General features: G+C 30.4%; 18 protein-coding genes. 3 read left to right on the plus strand and 15 right to left on the minus strand.

Annotated features, from left to right (window positions below; genetic code table 11):
* Positions 1-50 precede the first annotated feature (50 nt).
* A complete protein-coding gene (locus tag BEE63_RS06990) occupies positions 51-2,033 on the plus strand; it encodes a methyl-accepting chemotaxis protein (RefSeq protein ID WP_066020700.1) in 1,983 nt (660 codons plus the stop codon).
* A gap of 77 nt (positions 2,034-2,110) precedes the next feature.
* Here BEE63_RS06990 and BEE63_RS06995 read toward each other — a convergent pair whose 3' ends face one another.
* The 3 genes from BEE63_RS06995 to BEE63_RS07005 form a co-directional block, all read right to left on the minus strand.
* Positions 2,111-2,827 carry an alpha/beta hydrolase gene (locus BEE63_RS06995; protein WP_066020701.1) on the minus strand — a complete coding sequence of 239 codons (717 nt, stop codon included), beginning with the start codon at positions 2,825-2,827 and terminating at the stop codon, positions 2,111-2,113.
* Between the two features lie 258 nt (positions 2,828-3,085).
* The gene (locus BEE63_RS07000; protein WP_066020702.1) at positions 3,086-3,781 is read right to left on the minus strand and encodes an N-acetylmannosamine-6-phosphate 2-epimerase; all 696 of its coding nucleotides are present in this window, start codon (positions 3,779-3,781) and stop codon (positions 3,086-3,088) included.
* Positions 3,782-4,562: 781 nt separating this feature from the next.
* Entirely contained in the window at positions 4,563-7,664 is a 3,102-nt protein-coding gene (locus BEE63_RS07005) for an MMPL family transporter (RefSeq protein WP_066020703.1), read from the minus strand.
* A 158-nt stretch (positions 7,665-7,822) separates the two neighbouring features.
* On the opposite strand from BEE63_RS07005, the gene BEE63_RS07010 reads away from it, so the two are divergent.
* Positions 7,823-8,380 (plus strand): TetR/AcrR family transcriptional regulator, encoded by a 558-nt coding sequence (locus BEE63_RS07010; protein WP_066020704.1) that lies wholly within the window; start codon positions 7,823-7,825, stop codon positions 8,378-8,380.
* Positions 8,381-8,782: 402 nt separating this feature from the next.
* Complete coding sequence (locus tag BEE63_RS07015; RefSeq protein WP_066020705.1) at positions 8,783-9,193, plus strand: hypothetical protein; 411 nt, start codon at positions 8,783-8,785, stop codon at positions 9,191-9,193.
* A gap of 191 nt (positions 9,194-9,384) precedes the next feature.
* Here the strand turns inward: BEE63_RS07015 and BEE63_RS07020 are convergent, their stop codons facing one another.
* The 12 genes from BEE63_RS07020 to BEE63_RS07070 all read right to left on the minus strand — a co-directional run bounded on the left by BEE63_RS07020 (position 9,385) and on the right by BEE63_RS07070 (position 16,672).
* Positions 9,385-9,723, minus strand: coding sequence for a hypothetical protein (locus tag BEE63_RS07020; RefSeq protein ID WP_175400816.1), 339 nt, complete (start codon positions 9,721-9,723; stop codon positions 9,385-9,387).
* 116 nt (positions 9,724-9,839) lie between these two features.
* Positions 9,840-10,346, minus strand: a complete 507-nt coding sequence (locus BEE63_RS07025) for a hypothetical protein (RefSeq protein WP_139111558.1) — start codon at positions 10,344-10,346, stop codon at positions 9,840-9,842.
* Complete coding sequence (locus BEE63_RS07030; RefSeq protein WP_066020708.1) at positions 10,343-11,107, minus strand: SDR family NAD(P)-dependent oxidoreductase; 765 nt, start codon at positions 11,105-11,107, stop codon at positions 10,343-10,345. The genes BEE63_RS07025 and BEE63_RS07030 overlap by 4 nt, the downstream gene beginning before the upstream one ends.
* A complete protein-coding gene (locus tag BEE63_RS21945; RefSeq protein ID WP_198507935.1) occupies positions 11,100-11,417 on the minus strand; it encodes a hypothetical protein in 318 nt (105 codons plus the stop codon). The genes BEE63_RS07030 and BEE63_RS21945 overlap by 8 nt, the downstream gene beginning before the upstream one ends.
* Positions 11,418-11,546: 129 nt before the next feature.
* Positions 11,547-11,672, minus strand: a complete 126-nt coding sequence (locus BEE63_RS21950; RefSeq protein WP_198507936.1) for a TetR/AcrR family transcriptional regulator — start codon at positions 11,670-11,672, stop codon at positions 11,547-11,549.
* A 352-nt stretch (positions 11,673-12,024) separates the two neighbouring features.
* Positions 12,025-12,198 (minus strand): hypothetical protein, encoded by a 174-nt coding sequence (locus BEE63_RS07040; protein ID WP_242874718.1) that lies wholly within the window; start codon positions 12,196-12,198, stop codon positions 12,025-12,027.
* 88 nt (positions 12,199-12,286) lie between these two features.
* Positions 12,287-12,535 (minus strand): hypothetical protein, encoded by a 249-nt coding sequence (locus tag BEE63_RS07045; protein WP_066020710.1) that lies wholly within the window; start codon positions 12,533-12,535, stop codon positions 12,287-12,289.
* A gap of 1 nt (position 12,536) precedes the next feature.
* Entirely contained in the window at positions 12,537-13,946 is a 1,410-nt protein-coding gene (locus tag BEE63_RS07050) for a hypothetical protein (protein WP_066020711.1), read from the minus strand.
* A 27-nt stretch (positions 13,947-13,973) separates the two neighbouring features.
* Positions 13,974-14,183 (minus strand): hypothetical protein, encoded by a 210-nt coding sequence (locus BEE63_RS07055; protein ID WP_066020712.1) that lies wholly within the window; start codon positions 14,181-14,183, stop codon positions 13,974-13,976.
* A 305-nt stretch (positions 14,184-14,488) separates the two neighbouring features.
* Positions 14,489-14,818 carry a hypothetical protein gene (locus tag BEE63_RS07060; protein WP_066020713.1) on the minus strand — a complete coding sequence of 110 codons (330 nt, stop codon included), beginning with the start codon at positions 14,816-14,818 and terminating at the stop codon, positions 14,489-14,491.
* Positions 14,819-14,842: 24 nt separating this feature from the next.
* On the minus strand, positions 14,843-15,934 hold the full coding sequence (locus BEE63_RS07065; RefSeq protein WP_066020714.1) for a hypothetical protein: 1,092 nt from the start codon (positions 15,932-15,934) through the stop codon (positions 14,843-14,845).
* 357 nt (positions 15,935-16,291) lie between these two features.
* Positions 16,292-16,672, minus strand: coding sequence for a site-specific integrase (locus tag BEE63_RS07070; protein ID WP_242874720.1), 381 nt, complete (start codon positions 16,670-16,672; stop codon positions 16,292-16,294).
* Positions 16,673-16,913: the final 241 nt, after the last annotated feature.

Raw genomic sequence — 16,913 nt, forward strand, 5'->3', positions numbered from 1 at the left:
TATTATATAGGATTTTAAATTTATATGCTAATTCGGTGGGGTGATACTGTATGAAAAGAAATAATTCTTTGCAAATCAAGGCAATTATATTAATTTCAATTATTTTTGCTGCAGTAATGAGTCTTGTAACAATAATTAGTTATGCAAATTCTAAAAAATTAATTCTATCATCGCTTGAAAACTCAGGAAAACAAACAATTGCTGTTCATTCGCAAAATTTATCTTCATGGATAAAATCTAGATTATCACAAGTAGAAGTAATGGCAAATACAGAAACAGTAAACAGCATGGATACAAATAAAATAGTACCTTATTTTAAACATGAAAAAAATAATTATAATGGAGTTTTTAACAGTATAGGAATAAGCGATGCATCTGGAAAATTAACACTTCAAGATAATACGACAATAAATATAAGTTCTGAAAATACTTTTCCAGAAGTCATGCAAAGAAAAGAAATTATATCAAATCCATTTCAAGCAAAAGAAAATCCATCAGAGTGGATTATATCAATGGAATGTCCTGTAAAAGACATTAATACAAATAAAGTAAAAGGACTCGTAAGTGGCGCATGTCTTGTTTCAACAGTCTTTAAAGAAAATACAAATTTTCATTTAGGAAAAACTGATAATGTTTATATTTTAAATAAAGATGGTACTGTGCTTTTTCATAAAAATAATTCATTAATAAACAAAAGTAATTTTTTAAAAAATTCAAATAAAGATTATGTAACTTTACTTAAACAGGGCATATCCAAAGAAAATTCATATGGCGAATTTAAAGATACTTCTGGAACAAAAAAGCTTTTCTCTTCACATATTGACGGAACCAACTGGTATATGTTTCTCGAGGTACCCACTAAAGAATATGTTAGCAGCGTAAATTCACTTTTATATTTTTCTACTTTCATTACAGCTTTTGCAATAATAATACTGATAATAGTATTAGTTATAATACTTAAATATTTCTTTAATAAATTATTACAAGTATCTTTAGCAGCAGAAAAAGTTGCTAAAGGTGATTTGACTAATTATTTACCAGAATCCAAAGATGAACTTGGAAGCCTTAATGCCACCTTTAATAAAATGACAAAGGAACTAAAAGAAATCATTCTGAAGTTAAAAGGTGTATCAAATGTAGTTAATAAATCTTCTAAAAATTGTACAGACATAAGCTTAACAATAGCTCAAGGTGGTGAAAATATTCAAGAGAGTATTAAAAACTTATCTTTAGGAACTCGAGTAACAGCCAAAGAAATATCAAACATAACCACATATGTAAGTGACATGGAGAATCAATCAAAAGAATTGGTTAGCATAAGTACAAATATAGATAATATGATAAAAGATACTAAAGATAGCACTAAAATTGGTTCAAAAAATTTAAAAGAAACAATTGATATACTTAATGACATGAAAAAAAGTATACTGGTTTCTAGTGACGTCATAACTAAGCTTTCAGAAAGGTCTAAAAATATCGCAAACATAACAACTACTATATCTGATATATCTGGACAAACTAATTTATTAGCATTAAATGCAAGTATTGAGGCGGCTAGAGCTGGAGAAAGCGGAAAAGGATTTTCTGTAGTTGCAGATGAAGTTAAAAAATTAGCAGAACAGTCTTCAAATTCAAGTGAAGAAATTTCCACAGAAATATGTGAGGTACAAGCTCAAATATCTGAAGCATTTAAGACTATGAAAGAAAGTATAAATTTTATGGAACAAGGAACATCCTCTATGGCTTCAATTTCTACAATATTCCACAAAATATCAGAACAAGTTGAAAAAGTAAAGAACGTTAGTTCAAATGTTTCTGAAATAGCACAAACACTTTTAAATCAAAATGAAAATATCTATCAAGCTATTTCAAATACGTCAGCGGCAAGTGAAGAGATGGCAGCAAATACAGAATCAGCAGAGGAATCTGTTAACAATCAGGAAAAGGTATTTTTAAAACTTAAAACTGCATCAAAGGAACTTGAAAATATCTCAATAAGCCTTAATGAAGAATTTTCGAAATTTAAATGTTAAGACTTTGTATGGAATTGTTGCAATATGAAAATATAACTGGAAAGCTAAATTTCCAGTTATATTAATACTCAAATATTTTACTTTTTTTGTTCATCAATAAAATTCAAAATTGCCTCAACTGTTTGATTTTGTTGACTTTCTCTAGTTATAGTCGCTTTTCCATCACCTTTTTGATCACCATAATTTCCAAAATCAGCATGATTACCGCCATTTATCTCTAATATCTTCGAAGTTTTATCCAATTTAGTTTTGTTAAGAATCTTATCATTGCTGCCATAAACAATTAAAGTTCTAAGCGTTGTTTTCTTAATCCTGTATGCTCCTAATAAAATAATTCCTTTAAGCCTACTTTCATTCTCAGCTGAATATTTACTTGCCATAGCCCCACCTAGTGAATGTCCAGAAATGTACCAATTCTTTATATTAGGCAGCTTTTTATATACTTTATCTGCCGCATTTGTATCAAAAATTGCTAAATTAAAAGGCATTTTTAAAAGTACTGTAGTAATTCCTCTATCTGCAAGCTTCTTTAAAATGGGCGCATATGCAATATATTCAACCTTTGCTCCCGGGTAAAATATAATTGCTGTTTTATCTTTGTCTCGAAACTTTGGATAAAATATGATCATGCTACCATCTTTCACTGCATAATGATTACTTTGAGCCACAGTTTCTTTTGCTGTATTTTGTGCTTTGTAATAATTCAATGTATATACATAAAACCCGCATATTAATAAAATTAGTATAGCTATAGGACCTATAAGCAATCTTTTAATCACATTTTTTTTACACATTTTTATTCCTCCAATTATAGAATAAGTCGGTGACAAAGTGACACAATAAAAATATTTAGTTCTATAATTCACTTCCTGCTGCCTTATTAACTATTATTGTAGCATCTTTATGCATATGTTTCTTATCTATATTAATATACTTAATTTTTAATTTACCATATGCAGTTATTTTCATCAGAATAAATAACACTACTACTGGAACTGAAGGAATAATTGTTGTTTCTTCTTTATAATACTCACAGAGTGCTTTTACTATAGTTACACTCCTATATCATTTATTTTATCTACAAACTTCTTGGTGATGATTTGTGGTCTTGTAATAATCGAACCTACTACAACACTGCAGCAGCCTAATTCTAAAACGCGGCGTGCTTTCTTAGGTGTATCTATGTTCCCCTCTGCTATTACTGGTTTATTAACTTTTCCTAATATTTTTCTTATTAATTCAAAATCATTTTCTTCTATTTTTATTCCTCTACTCTGTTTAGTGTATCCTACTAATGTAGTTCCAATAAAATCAAAACCTAATTCATCAGCATGTATTGCTTCTTCATAAGTTGAACAATCAGCCATTAATAATTGTTTTGGATATCTTCTCTTAATTTCTAAAAAAAATTCATCTAAAGATATGTTATTGGGTCTTAAAGAACTTGTAGCATCAAGAGCTATAATATCAACCTTAGCTTCTACTAGTTCTTCAATTTCATCCATAGTTGGAGTAATATATATTTCACTATCAGCATAATCTCTTTTTACTATACCTATAATAGGTAAATCTACATTACGTTTAATTTCTAATATATCTTCCTTCGTATTAGCCCTAATTCCTGAGGCACCACCTTGTTTTGCTGCTAATGCCATTTTCCCCATTATTAAGGAAGAGTGTAATGGCTCATCTGGCAAAGCTTGACAAGATACTATTAGTTTGTTTTTTAAATAATTAACTATATTCAACTTATTACATCCTCTCATATCTTCTATAAAGATTTACTAATCATATGCTTAATATAATGGTGTGATTTTGATAATAAGTCAAGTTCCATTTCGTAATATTTCACTCAAAAATTATTATTGTAGAAATATTTATTTAATGTTATTATACTAACATGTATAATTCAAAATTCATGTATAAACTTTATTACGGCCTATGTATTTACAGTTTAATTAATAATTCTAAGGACATGAAGTTTTAAAATGAAATGTTTAAAGATATTTTTACCTATATTTGTTTTAGCCTTTTGTATTTTTGTATTAGTAAAAACATCATCCCTTTTTCTTTCATCTAACTCTACTTCAAATTATATTGCTACCAATGAAGTTGAAAAGAGGAGTACTCCCGTTCACAGTTGGATGATTGGGCTGACCATTTACCTCATATGAAAGTTTTCTTCTGGGTTCCTAAGAACTCTACAGCTTTTATACCCTATGCTAATAGATGTGTTAAAACTAACGTAATTGGACACGAACCAAATTTTTATAAATCAACTCACATATACTATAGATAATATAAAATTAAACATAATCAAGTAGATGCTGAATAATTGTTTTATTCAGCGACCCCTCACACCACCGTGCGTACCCTTCAGTACACGGCGGTTCAATATAAATTAATGCTTCAATGAATATATTTCAGACGTACTTCGATAGTATTCTTATCAGCTTATCATGATTTATTGCGTCAAAGTATTTTGCGAAACCAAAATCACCGTCTGCTTTGAATAGTTTATGACTTTTTCTAAACAGCACAATTAATGTCCTCTTCTTCAATTTTCTGCTTATTCTTACTTATAGAAATAAGCGCTGGTATTACTGACGGAAGTAATATAAAACTAAGTATAAACAATCCAATCACAACACAAATAGACAATTCCATTAATACAATTATATTTGATGGATATAAAGTAGCAAAAGTTCCTGCAAGTATTATAGCAGCAGACATCACCACTCCTCCAATATTTTTTGCAGATAGAATAATTGCTTCCTTTTTTGAAAGCTCTGGATACTCCTTGAAACGCATCATAAGAAATATACTATAGTCAACGCCAAGTGAAACTATCATTATAAAGGCAAAGAAAGGAACATTCCAAGCTAACCCATCCTTAGCACTACTAAATAATATTTTAGATATAAACATAGTTGATGCCAATGAGGTAAAGTATGCTATCATTAATGAAGCAATTATATATATTGGTATCCAAAAAGATCTTATTACTAAAACAAGTAATAAAAAGATAGCCGCTAGCACAATTATCTGTGTAAAGTTTATATCATGGGTCGCTATATTTTTCAAATCATTAGTTTCCGCAGTATCTCCTGCTATTCCAATATCCACATTTTGAATTTTTGTACCTTTTAATTGGCTTTTGACAAAACTATTAATATTATTTATAAGACTAACAGATCTTTCTGAATCAGGTTCTGAAGCAAGTGTCAAAGTTAACCTTATCATTTTTCTATCTTTAGACATATACATATCAAGCATTTTAGTTATATCTTTTGTTTTGAAAACTTCCTTAGGAATATAAAAACTTTTGGTCGTTGTTAGCTGTGTTAAAAAATCATTACTTTTATTTATTCCATCAGATATAGTTGTTAGGCCATCGCTGCTCTTTCCTAATGCATTCTTTAATTCACCAATTCCATTACCAAGACCACTAATTCCATTATTTAGTGCCTGTTGTCCGTTCTTGATTTTTTCTGCCCCATCATTCAATTGCGACATGCTTTGGATAACCTGCGTCTGTCCCGCACTTCCTTGCCTAAGTCCACTTGAAAGTGCTTTTTCACCATTTTCAAGTTCATTTATTCCTTCAACTAATTTTGATTGATCACTTGTATTATCAACAATTAGCTTAAGTCCAGCATTAACTTTAGATAAATTTGATGTTAATAAATCATAATTATCATTGGCCCCATTTACAGATGTTGTAACCTCATCTAAAGCTCCTGATAAATTATTAAGCATAGTCTTCATTTGTCCAACATCCGGGTCGTTAGGCAACTTTGCATTAATATTAGAAATATTTATTTGCATAGCAAGCACCATTTGTTTCAATTGCCCAATAGATGCAGGTATAGCCTTGTATCCCGCTCCAAGAGCATCATATCCTTTATTTATATCATCGATACTTTGTGAAATATTATTAGCTGCATCATTTATACTTTTCACTCCTGACCTAAGTTGTCCTATGCCCGAAACAAGGTCATCCGCTCCATTTGCCCCACTTTCAATACCATTATTTATTTTTTGAAGTACACCTGTTACAGTATTTATACCACTTTGAAGCTGACCTGTTCCATTTGATAATTCTGCAACTGCTGAAAAATCCTCATTTGGCAAGCTATTATTCATGGTAAGTATACCATTTTTAATTTCCTTTACACCACTATTTGCATCATCCAAACCATTAATAACAGTTTTTGTTTGGTTATTTGTATACAAATCATCTATCATAGCTCCTTTAGGTTGAGTAGGCCCATAAACTTCTTTTATGCCTTTTACTCCTTTTAGTTTTTGTGTTAAATTATCTATGACAGCAAGATCCTCATTATTGTCCATAGGCTTATCATTTTTCAAAACAATATCTGTCTGCATAACTTTACCTGCGCCAAACTTATTCACTACGAGATTAAAACCTTGTATAGAAGGGTCTTTAGGATTTAAATCTTTAACACTATTGAAAGATAATTTTGTTGTATTAAATATAATAACTGGAGCAATTAAAGCTGATACAATTATTAATGAAACTATTGGATGTTTAACAGATGCTATCGCAATTTTACCCCAGAAAACACTTTTTTTGTGTCCACTCCTATTTTTTGAAGGCCAAAATAGTTTTTTCCCAAGTGTTCTCATTATAATTGGTGTAAGAGTCATAATTTCTATCAAAAGTATCCCTATAGCTATAGCAACTGCATTTGCCGACTTATATACCGGAAACTTAACAAAGGTTAAACTTGCAAAAGCTATTAAAACAGTTATTCCACTATATAGTATTGTCCTACCCGCAGTTCTATAACTTGTTACCACTGCTCCTTCTACACTTAACCCATGCGAAAGCTCTTCTTTAAATCTATTAAATAAAAGAATGTGATAGTCAGTCCCTATTCCAAATAATATTAAAATTACAAACATCTCTGTAAAACCTGTAATTGGAAAATTAAATTGATGTATAAGTATGCCTATAATTGCCATAGAACAACCATATGAAATGCCCACGGCTAAAAGACTTATGAGTGGTGTAATCAAAGAACGAAACATAAAAATCAAAACAACTAATATGAATATAATCGTAATTTGACCGCTTTTATCAACACCTTCCCCCACATCATTTAAGTAATCATTGTTTATTGGAAATGATCCAGTTATGTAGTGTTTTACTTTAACACTCTTAAGTGTACTTTTAAAATCACTCATTACAGTATCACTATCCCTAGTTCCTCTTTCAAAATAAACTTGTGCTAATAACGTAGTCTTATCTTTAGATAGTAATTGATCTTTTGCTTCTGGGGTATCAAATGAGTCTAAAATACTAGTTATTTTTAATTTTGATTTATTTCTGTTAAGCTTATCAATTCCATTTTTAATATCTTTCATATCATTATTTGAAATTTTATTTTTGTCATTAAACACTAATAAAAGGGAATCTCCCTTAGAATTCTCACCCATACTATTTAACATTTTTGATGCTATTTTTGATGCCTCATTATCTGGTATTGTGGCCTCTCCTTTTTGATTAAGTATTTGCTTTAAATTGGGTTGAATTATTATGGATCCTGCAATAATTACAATCCATAAAACAAAAAATTTCCATCGATGTTTTAAAAGTTTCTGCATATTATCTACCTCCTTATGCAATTTTTCATGAACACCTGTTGACTAATTAATATGTGTAAATTATACTTTGATATATGTAGTATCACAATCGGCAATTACTCTAACTTTGTACATTAATGAACACTTAATAAATATTTGTATTATTGTCTGGAGGAAACATGAAAGATAGAAGATTTGTAAAAACTGAAGCCGCAATTCGCGAAGCATTTTTATCACTTTTGAAAGAAAAAAGACTCAATCAAATTACAGTATCTGAAATTTCAAGAATAGCTTACTTAGGAAGAGGCACCTTTTATCTGCATTACAAGGATGTTTATGATCTATACAGTCATATTGAAAATGAATTGTATACTGGACTTGGTGAATTATTTGAAAAATCCAATCCATATACTAATGAAAAAAATCTTATGGATCTAATAGATAATATTATGGATTATATATCACTTCATCATGATATATTTAAACTTTTCATTCAACTCGACTTCAACGGAAATGTTTTATCTAGGCTCAAAAAATATTTCTATGACAAAGTTTTACATGAATGTATAATACTCTCTAGGCCTATAAATATTAACGGTACTGATTATGACAAAGTAGAAGCTAATTTTATTGTTTCAGGGGTTATAGGTGTTTTAGAAGATTGGTTAACTGACGGCATGGTAATGCCAAGAGAAAATGTTTCTGTTATACTTCAAAGAATATTGGAGAAATTTTAAATAAAACCTGTTAATAAACTTATTACATTATCATTGAACTTATTTAAAAATATTATTGAAGCAAGATATGAATACATAAAACTATAATTTATAAACTGGATTTTGCATTAGTTATTTTATATGGTATAGTTTTATTTTTATTAATGATTTAATTATAAGTTTTTGCTTAAATGTTCAAGTCTCTCTTCAACTCTTTCTATATCTGTATCCACTTTCATCAACTCCTTTAATTTATCTTCTAAATTATCCTTATTAAAGAAAGTCAACTCAAAATCATTATTGTAGTAATGTTTATTTAATGTTATTATACTAACATGTATAATTCAAAATTCATGTATAAACTTTATTACGGCCTATGTATTTACAGTTTAATTAATAATTCTAAGGACAGGAAGTTTTAAAATGAAATGTTTAAAGATATTTTTATCTATATTTGTTTTAGCCTTTTGTATTTTTGTATTAGTAAAAACATCATCCCTTTTTCTTTCGTCTAACTCTACTTCAAATTATATTGCTACCAATGAAGTTGAAAAGAGGGGTACTCCCGTTCACAGTTGGATGATTGGAGCTGACCATTTACCTCATATGAAAGTTTTCTTCTGGGTTCCTAAGAACTCTACAACTTTTATACCATATGCTAATAAAGGTGTTAAAACTAACGTAATTGGACATGGACCAATCAATCAATGGACAGTAATACAGACTGGGGAAGTTTCAGGTCAAGACAAGCTTATATTTATGTTTGTACCCAAAACTTTTGTGTTTACACACGGACCAAATTTTTATAAATTAACTCACATATACTATAGATAATATTACCATAAACATGTAAGTTTATGGTAATATTTTAAACACAAAATCAAACTTTTTATGAGATTTTCTTTATAGTTCCTAACATTATTTAGGAGATTACATATCCAATACTTTCATGTAATCTTCTAATATCATACCAAAGTTAATGATACCATCCTCTGATACAAATCTTATACTTTATATTGTTCCATTTATTTACTCATTCTACAAACTAGCTCTTTAAACCAACCGTTTTCCTCACCATTTTTGATTCCATGATAAGTAATAGTAATTCTATCATTTATTGTAGATATCCCTATAATGTTCTTGGCATATGATATCGCTGGTGGTACAAAAATAATATTATTCACCTTATATTTTCCATATTGGGTTGGCATTTTAATAATACCGAGATTGGTGACACCCAAATCCGTTTTCTTAGTTTCCTTATACCCCATAACATATGCTGCTTTTCCAGCTATTTTATTATTGGTTTGTCCATGAGCGGCAAGTAATACAGCATCTACTAATGTTGGACAAAGCTCTTCCATAAAAAGCAATACAAAGTATTTATGCTTCGGAGAATTTATCATTTTATGAATCCTTTTATGAATTGCCTCATAATCATCCCATGAATAACTTTGTATTTCTCTTTCCCATACTTTATTTAGATGTGATACATATTTCTTATAAAAAAACTTAGTTTTCCCCTTTTATATAAAAATTCTTTTGTGATAATATTTGCCGGCTTACATTGTATTTCATTTCCCGTGAGTATCATTAATGCATCCTGCAAAAGTGTAATGATTGACTTTCCATCCCCTGCGAGATGATGTGCCATAAAAAATATTTTACCATTTTCCTTCACAAACACCTGCATCAATTCTCCACACTTTATTTCAAAGGGCTGCTTTTCATTCTCTGCTATAATACTTTTCCAGTCACTTTGCGTGATTATGACCTTGCATCCACTTTCCTTTAATTTCTCATAATATGCTCGTCCTGCTTCATCTATAGTTACCTTTGACATTGTAAGTTCATTTCTTGGGAATGCTTTTTGTATTGCTTCTTTCAGCCGTTCAACTGGTGGTTTTCCATCTATCTCTACATATATAACAATATATACATTTGGTTCAAAAAGGTTTGTCCGTTCCGTTATAATTTGTTTGCTCATATATACTTTTTTAGTCCCTCCATCCATATTTTCATAGTAAGCTTTTGTGGCATCAGCTTTACATTTAAATGCTGACATTTTACATATAAAGAACAGACTGACATATCCTTCCCCCTCTTAGCATCGCTGATTGCCTTTTCTGCTACCCTCTTTGCTGTAACCATGCCTGGAAACTTAACTTTGTGTCCATTAATCGTCTTTGTAATCATATCTGTATTCACCCAACCTGGGCATACTGCTATCACCGCTATACCAAGGGACTGAACCTCTACATTTAAAGCTCTGGAATAACTTCTTTCAAAAGCCTTAGATGCTGCATAGAGATTGATGTATTGATCTGGCTGAAACGCAGCTGCTGAAGAAATATTCAATATGCAACTTCCTTTTTTCATATATGGAATACATAAGTTTGACAGTATAGTAGGAGCTTTACAGTTTAAATTTATTGTGTTTTCAATTTCTTCTAATGTAAAATCCTTATACGATCCCATTTTTGCCAAACTGGCATTGTTTACTAAATATTGCACTACCGGCTTTGTATCATCAAGCAATTTGCCTATGTCATATAGGGATTTTGTATCAGTTAAGTCCTTCGAAATTGATACAATTTTTTCTCCATATTGGGATTTTAATAATTCCAGTTTTTCTTTATTTCTTGCTATAATCCATATTTCATCTAAATTTTCTTTTGCAAGTAAAGCTGTAAATTTCCTTCCAATGCCACCTGTTGCACCAATAATAATAGCTATCTTTTTACACATTATCCCTTATACCATCCTTTAGCAATATTCTTTCTAAATCATGTACTGATATGCTTTCATATTGAACAGTAAATAGCTTCTTTAGGGAATACAGATATACAGTACTCCAATAATAATCTGTCAGCTTCATTTCACTTCCTTGAACAACACTGCCTTCCTTTTGCCCTTGCTTTACGATCTGAGCAGTATACTTGTATAAATCTGAGCGATAAGTGGCATCCACCGAAGCATACTCTTTTTCCTCAAACATCATCTGTGTATTCAAAGCCACCTTTGCTGCAAATTTTTCACCTTGCTCTAATTTCTTCATAATTGATTCAGTTAATTTATGTATCTTATTTTTTGCCGTTATTGGCAGAATAGTAAGCAGCTTTAGCTCTGCTACATCTTCTTCATAATTTATTCTTTTAGCAATTTCATTAAACAGTTCCTCTTTAGATTAAAAATACAAATAGAGCGTTCCCTGTCCAATACCTATATATTTTGATAAATCACTTATTTTAGTTTCCAAAAATCCGTTTCTAGCAAAGTACAACATAGATTTATGTAAAATCTTATCTCTCATTTCTTTTCTTATTTCCTGACATCTCTCTTGTGATTTTGGAATTTGTCATAAAAATCCTTCATATCTGAGACTGTTGCTATGTCATCAATATTACTGCTATCAAGTAATTCCTTGCTATCTTCTGTTAATGCATTTCTTGCTACTATTTATCACTGCAAAAAAACAATGAACTAGCTACTTATTTTTCAGCTAGTTCACTTTATCCTCTCCTCACTGAATTCTTATTATAATTCAACTAAATATGTTGCATTATCTGATAGTTTAGTATATCAATTGTAATATTCAACTTATCAATCCAGTTAATATATATCTTTGTAGTAATTTAAAATTGTACATTAGCAGGCTTCTAAACCTATTTGCCTATTTTCCCCAAAGTTATCATGTATAAAAATTTAAAAATTCTATCTTCATCTCCCTTTTCAACAATTGAAAAGTTTTGTATTTCGTCTACACCATACAAAACCCAATTTCCATCTTCAAAGTAACAACCTGTGGAAAATGGTACATTTGTTTTTCTTCCAATCACAATATTTAGTTGTTCTAAATTTATGCCAAAAACATTTATTTTATTTTCATATTCATTTCATATTATCAACTTAATATATTCAATATTTTTAGCTTCTATATTGTTTTAATAATGCTCTAGTAATCAAATATAAATAACCAAAAATTTCATCTTCTGTTCCTGTTTTAGTAATAACTAAATCTTGCCTTTCATTTACATCATAAAAATACCAAATATCATTTTCTTGATAGCATCCTTTAGAATATGGTACATTTGTCTTTCTTCCAATCACAATATTTAATCTTTCTAAATTTATGTTACTGTCTTTAATTTTACTTAAATATTCTGTATATGTCATCTTACCATCCTCCAACATTTTTAATTAAAGCAGTATCCTCTAAAGTTTTTACTGAAACTGGCGTATTGATTTGTCCTGCACCACCATTTGTAATTAACTCTCCATTTACCATCCATTTCTCAGCTTTTCCCATAACACCATAAGTAGAATCTATTCCTTTTTCTTTACATAACTCAATCAAATTAGGATTGTTTTGAAATTTAATATAATCATCTTTCCATAAAACAATATCTGCAGCATCTACTTTAACCAAGTTTGTTCCATTTATCTTATTTTGTATATCAATAATAGAATTTATTTTATCAACGGATTTTCCTGGATTATCAATATCAAAATCCTTTACTGCATCAATCACATCTTTATAATATGTTCCATCAAATTGATAACCATTGGTTGCATATTTATTTTCAATATAGCAAATTGAGCGTTCATCTTGTGTACAATGATGTCCATCTTTTACCACTCCTAAATTATTACCATAAGGACTTCCAAGTCTATCTACATTATTAGGAATTTCTATTTTTCCAGTAGCCTCATTATATACATTCTTTGCAGTATCTTTATTTAATCCCGGGAATTTTGGCCAATCAATATCTGGCCATTGACCCCAATTAGAATAATCAGGATTTTTAAGTACTCTTACTTCATTTGAAACATTAAAATTTACTTTTTGTTCTGGTATTAACTTATCAAAGTTGGCTTTCATAATATCAATTTTTTCTGCATTAGATAACGTTTTATCGCACCAAACATTTTCTCTAAGATATTTATTGAAATTATCTTGCGCTTCTTTTCCTAAACCTTCAAATGAGTGCTGAACATATTTCCCCAATTTAGGATCTAAAGTAGTCTCAGCATTACTTACTCCCGTAGTATTTCCTTTTCCTCCGTCACTTTTATTAACAGTTGTCTTTACACCCTCACTTGCCTTATTTTTTACCGATTTTACTTTTGCAACTTCTGATGACGCTTCTGATTTTCTATTTATTATATCATTTTTTACTTTACCATTGATTTCTTTCGGAACATTTTTTGTCTCTTGTACTGCTTTGATAACTGGTTTTTCTTCTACCTTCCTAACTATATTAGAATCTGATATTTCAGCTTTGATTTCAGACATGCCATTTTTTAATCCTTTGGGGAAAGTTTTTACCATAGGACTTTCAGTCAATTTTGATGATAATTTCATGGTTTTCGATAAGAAATTTTCTTCCTCATTATATCCAAATACTTTCTTTATCTCCTTAAATATGTCTCCTGGTGTTTCAAACTTAGGTACTTTAAATTCTTCTCCTTTCGCTGCTTTTATAACACCAGCTTCACTTCCTACTTTTTCTGCCTCTATAGCACTCTTTGCTTCTCCTAAACCTCCAAAAAAAAGAGCTGCATTGCCCATAATGTCAATTGACATTCTCTCCTTATTGTGTGGATTTGCATTTCAAAACTGCTTGCCTGTATTTATAACACCCTCAGCTGAATTATTTAAGAATTTAAGCTTTTCCTGGGGTGTTATGCCCATAATAAAATCTGATGGACTTATGCCATCATTAACTATATGCTTCATAACTCCAACAGGATTTCTAAAAAGTTCTGTTTCTCTTTCGAATGCTAAATGAGGTAATTGCAAAGGTGTTTCAACAAGCCCCATTGCTATGTCCTACTTTCCTTGCTCCTCAGCTATCTTTGAATCACATTCTTCTTCTATTTTTGAAGCAATAAATGAATTTACATCATATATTAATTTCTAAAAAAATAATGAACCAGCTTACTTAAATTCAGCCGATTCATTTCATCTTTTCGCTGCATTATTATGTAGAAAGTTTAGTAAATTAAATATCAGTATTTTTTAATGTTTCTACTACCCTATATATCTAGTCAAAAATACTGTAGTGAGTATAAATATTATTTATCTAGCGAGTTATTTTGTTATAATAATAATTCTCACTTTTACAATCATTCTTTTATTTGTTTAAGCAGTATTTTTAATTCTTCTTCATCAAATAAATCTTGATTCTCTGGTGATTTAATCAATAGTTCAGGAAAGCGTCTAACAAATGCCTTCTTTTTTTCTATCTGTTCACTTTTTTCTGAAGGCCATTTTCCTGTCTCCGCATAAACCATTACTTTATAAGCATCCTGTTCTGATTTTAGTGCCTTCTCCATATTTTCTCTTGAAATATCATAAAAAACAGGTTGCCCATATGGCCCTTCCGACCACGTAATTTGAATTTTTTCTCCATTCTCGATAATAGCAAAACCATTTCCATGATGTATTTTTTCCATAAATTATTCCCTCCTTCAAATTTACTAATTAGGATAAACACTAGATGTTGTATATCCTCCTAATGGAATCTGGTCAATCACAGCCTCTGGAACACCTCCACTAGTGTATCCACCAGGATTCCAGTATTCAGGCCATGCACCTGCTTCATTTCCTGATGGAATCCTAATATTAGATGGATTATTTATATCCAATATAATTGGATGCTCTCCTAAATACCCCGGATCTAATCCTAAAAGTTCCTCCAAAATTCGTGGATTACCATTAGATGCCTCTACAGCCTTACTAACAATGCTTTTCGGAAGTACAAACGTACCAGTTGCAGGGTCTCCGATATTACTTCCATACAAGTGTATTGCTTTTTCAAAGGATTCTTTGCTTTGTATTCGCACTGCCCCATCATCAAACAATGATAAATGTTTTTTTATTTCTGAGCTGCTCATATACACACTAGGATCAGGTTTCTGTCCTTTAGGTATTCCAATAATCTCATCTCTTATTTCTGTTGAGATTTCAGCATGAGGGAGTTTAGCCATTTCCTCGGTAAAATCCTCTAAAGAATAATTCTTTAAAGGGTTACTTACCCCTTTAGTATCTCCTTTTCCACCATCACTTTTATTAACAGTCGTCTTTACAGCATCACTTGCTTTATTTTCTACCGATTTTACTTTCGCTTCATCTGATTCAATTTCTGCCTTTTTATTTATTATATCATCTACAGTTTTTCCGTGAGTCTCACTTTTGTTATCCACCTTGAGGGCTTGTTTAAGCTTACTCCTAAAATCATTAAGTGCTGCTTTTCCTTCTGTACTCTTAATCTTTGATAAGTCGACCCCCAATCCTTCTAATGAAGGTTCTAAACCTCTATTAAAAAAGTTTTCTTTAAGAAGTCCCTTTAAATTTTTAATTTTCTCAGAAAATCCACTCTTTATATTCTCTACAATCTCAGATGCTTTATCCAGTTTAAATGCATTATTTCCTCCTTTTAACATTTCAGCACCCTTTGCTGCTTTACTTGCCTCGGATACCTTATCTACTGTTTTCCCAGCTTCTAACACATCATTTACTTTTGATGCATTGCCTGCTGCCTTTAACTCTCCATCTCCAGTAAAGCACAAAACAATGTTTCCTATAAGTTCTGTTGTGCTTTTTATTCTATTGTAATCACTTGTATGTATGAAATTCTTATCTATGTATGTACCTACAGACTTATAGAAATTCTTAGAAATCTCTTGATTTTCCTTGGTCTTAGGCCATGCTGGATTTATAATACATTCTACATGATCTAGTGCTTTTCCACTTTAACTATTGTAGTTTTAAGTTCATTTACCACATTAGGATGGTCGTTTGCAGATACCTATGCTGAGGAGTTTCTAAATAAATTTTAGTCACCTCCCAATTTCTATTAAATTAGTTGATTTAACCCTTATTCAATACTTTTAAACTTCATCCTCATTCTGAATGTAAATAGTATCCTATAAAATATCCTTATCATTGTATACATCCACCTGTTTCTCTAAACTATAGGCTATTTTCACCCTATCCTTAGAATTTTCTACAACTATTTCTTTCATATCACCAGTAGTTACTAAGTACCTATTTAATGCATGAATACTATTAATCTTTTTATTGATTGTTGCTACCTCATAGTTACTTTCTACTAAAAAGTTTTTGTAACTTACTACATAGAATCGTTGTAAAGTACCATTGAAATCAACTCCTTTAGCTTTTAAGAACTCTTTAAAAGCCTTAATGTCACCAACATAGCTTTCTATTGTTTTAGCACTCTTACCATCCTCAATTAGGCTCATCTTGAAATCTTCAATTAATTGCCACATCATCTTTACTCCTTTCAATTTCTTTACATGGAAAAAGAGCCAATGCTTCTTCATTAGAAACATTGACTCTTATCACGTTTATAATATATATTTAGCTTTTCTTTTAGTTACTGCCCACTGCATTATTGTAATTATGCAGCGAGTTTTGTCTTGCCTACATTTCAACAATCTTTGAGAATCATTAAGTCTGATACTTGGTAGATTTCCCTTAGAAATATGTAGTCAGAAAAGCCTATTTAATGCATTCACTTCCCAATTT

Origin of the sequence: Clostridium pasteurianum (assembly GCF_001705235.1) — a bacterium.
In the GTDB taxonomy this organism is placed as follows: domain Bacteria; phylum Bacillota; class Clostridia; order Clostridiales; family Clostridiaceae; genus Clostridium_S; species Clostridium_S pasteurianum_A.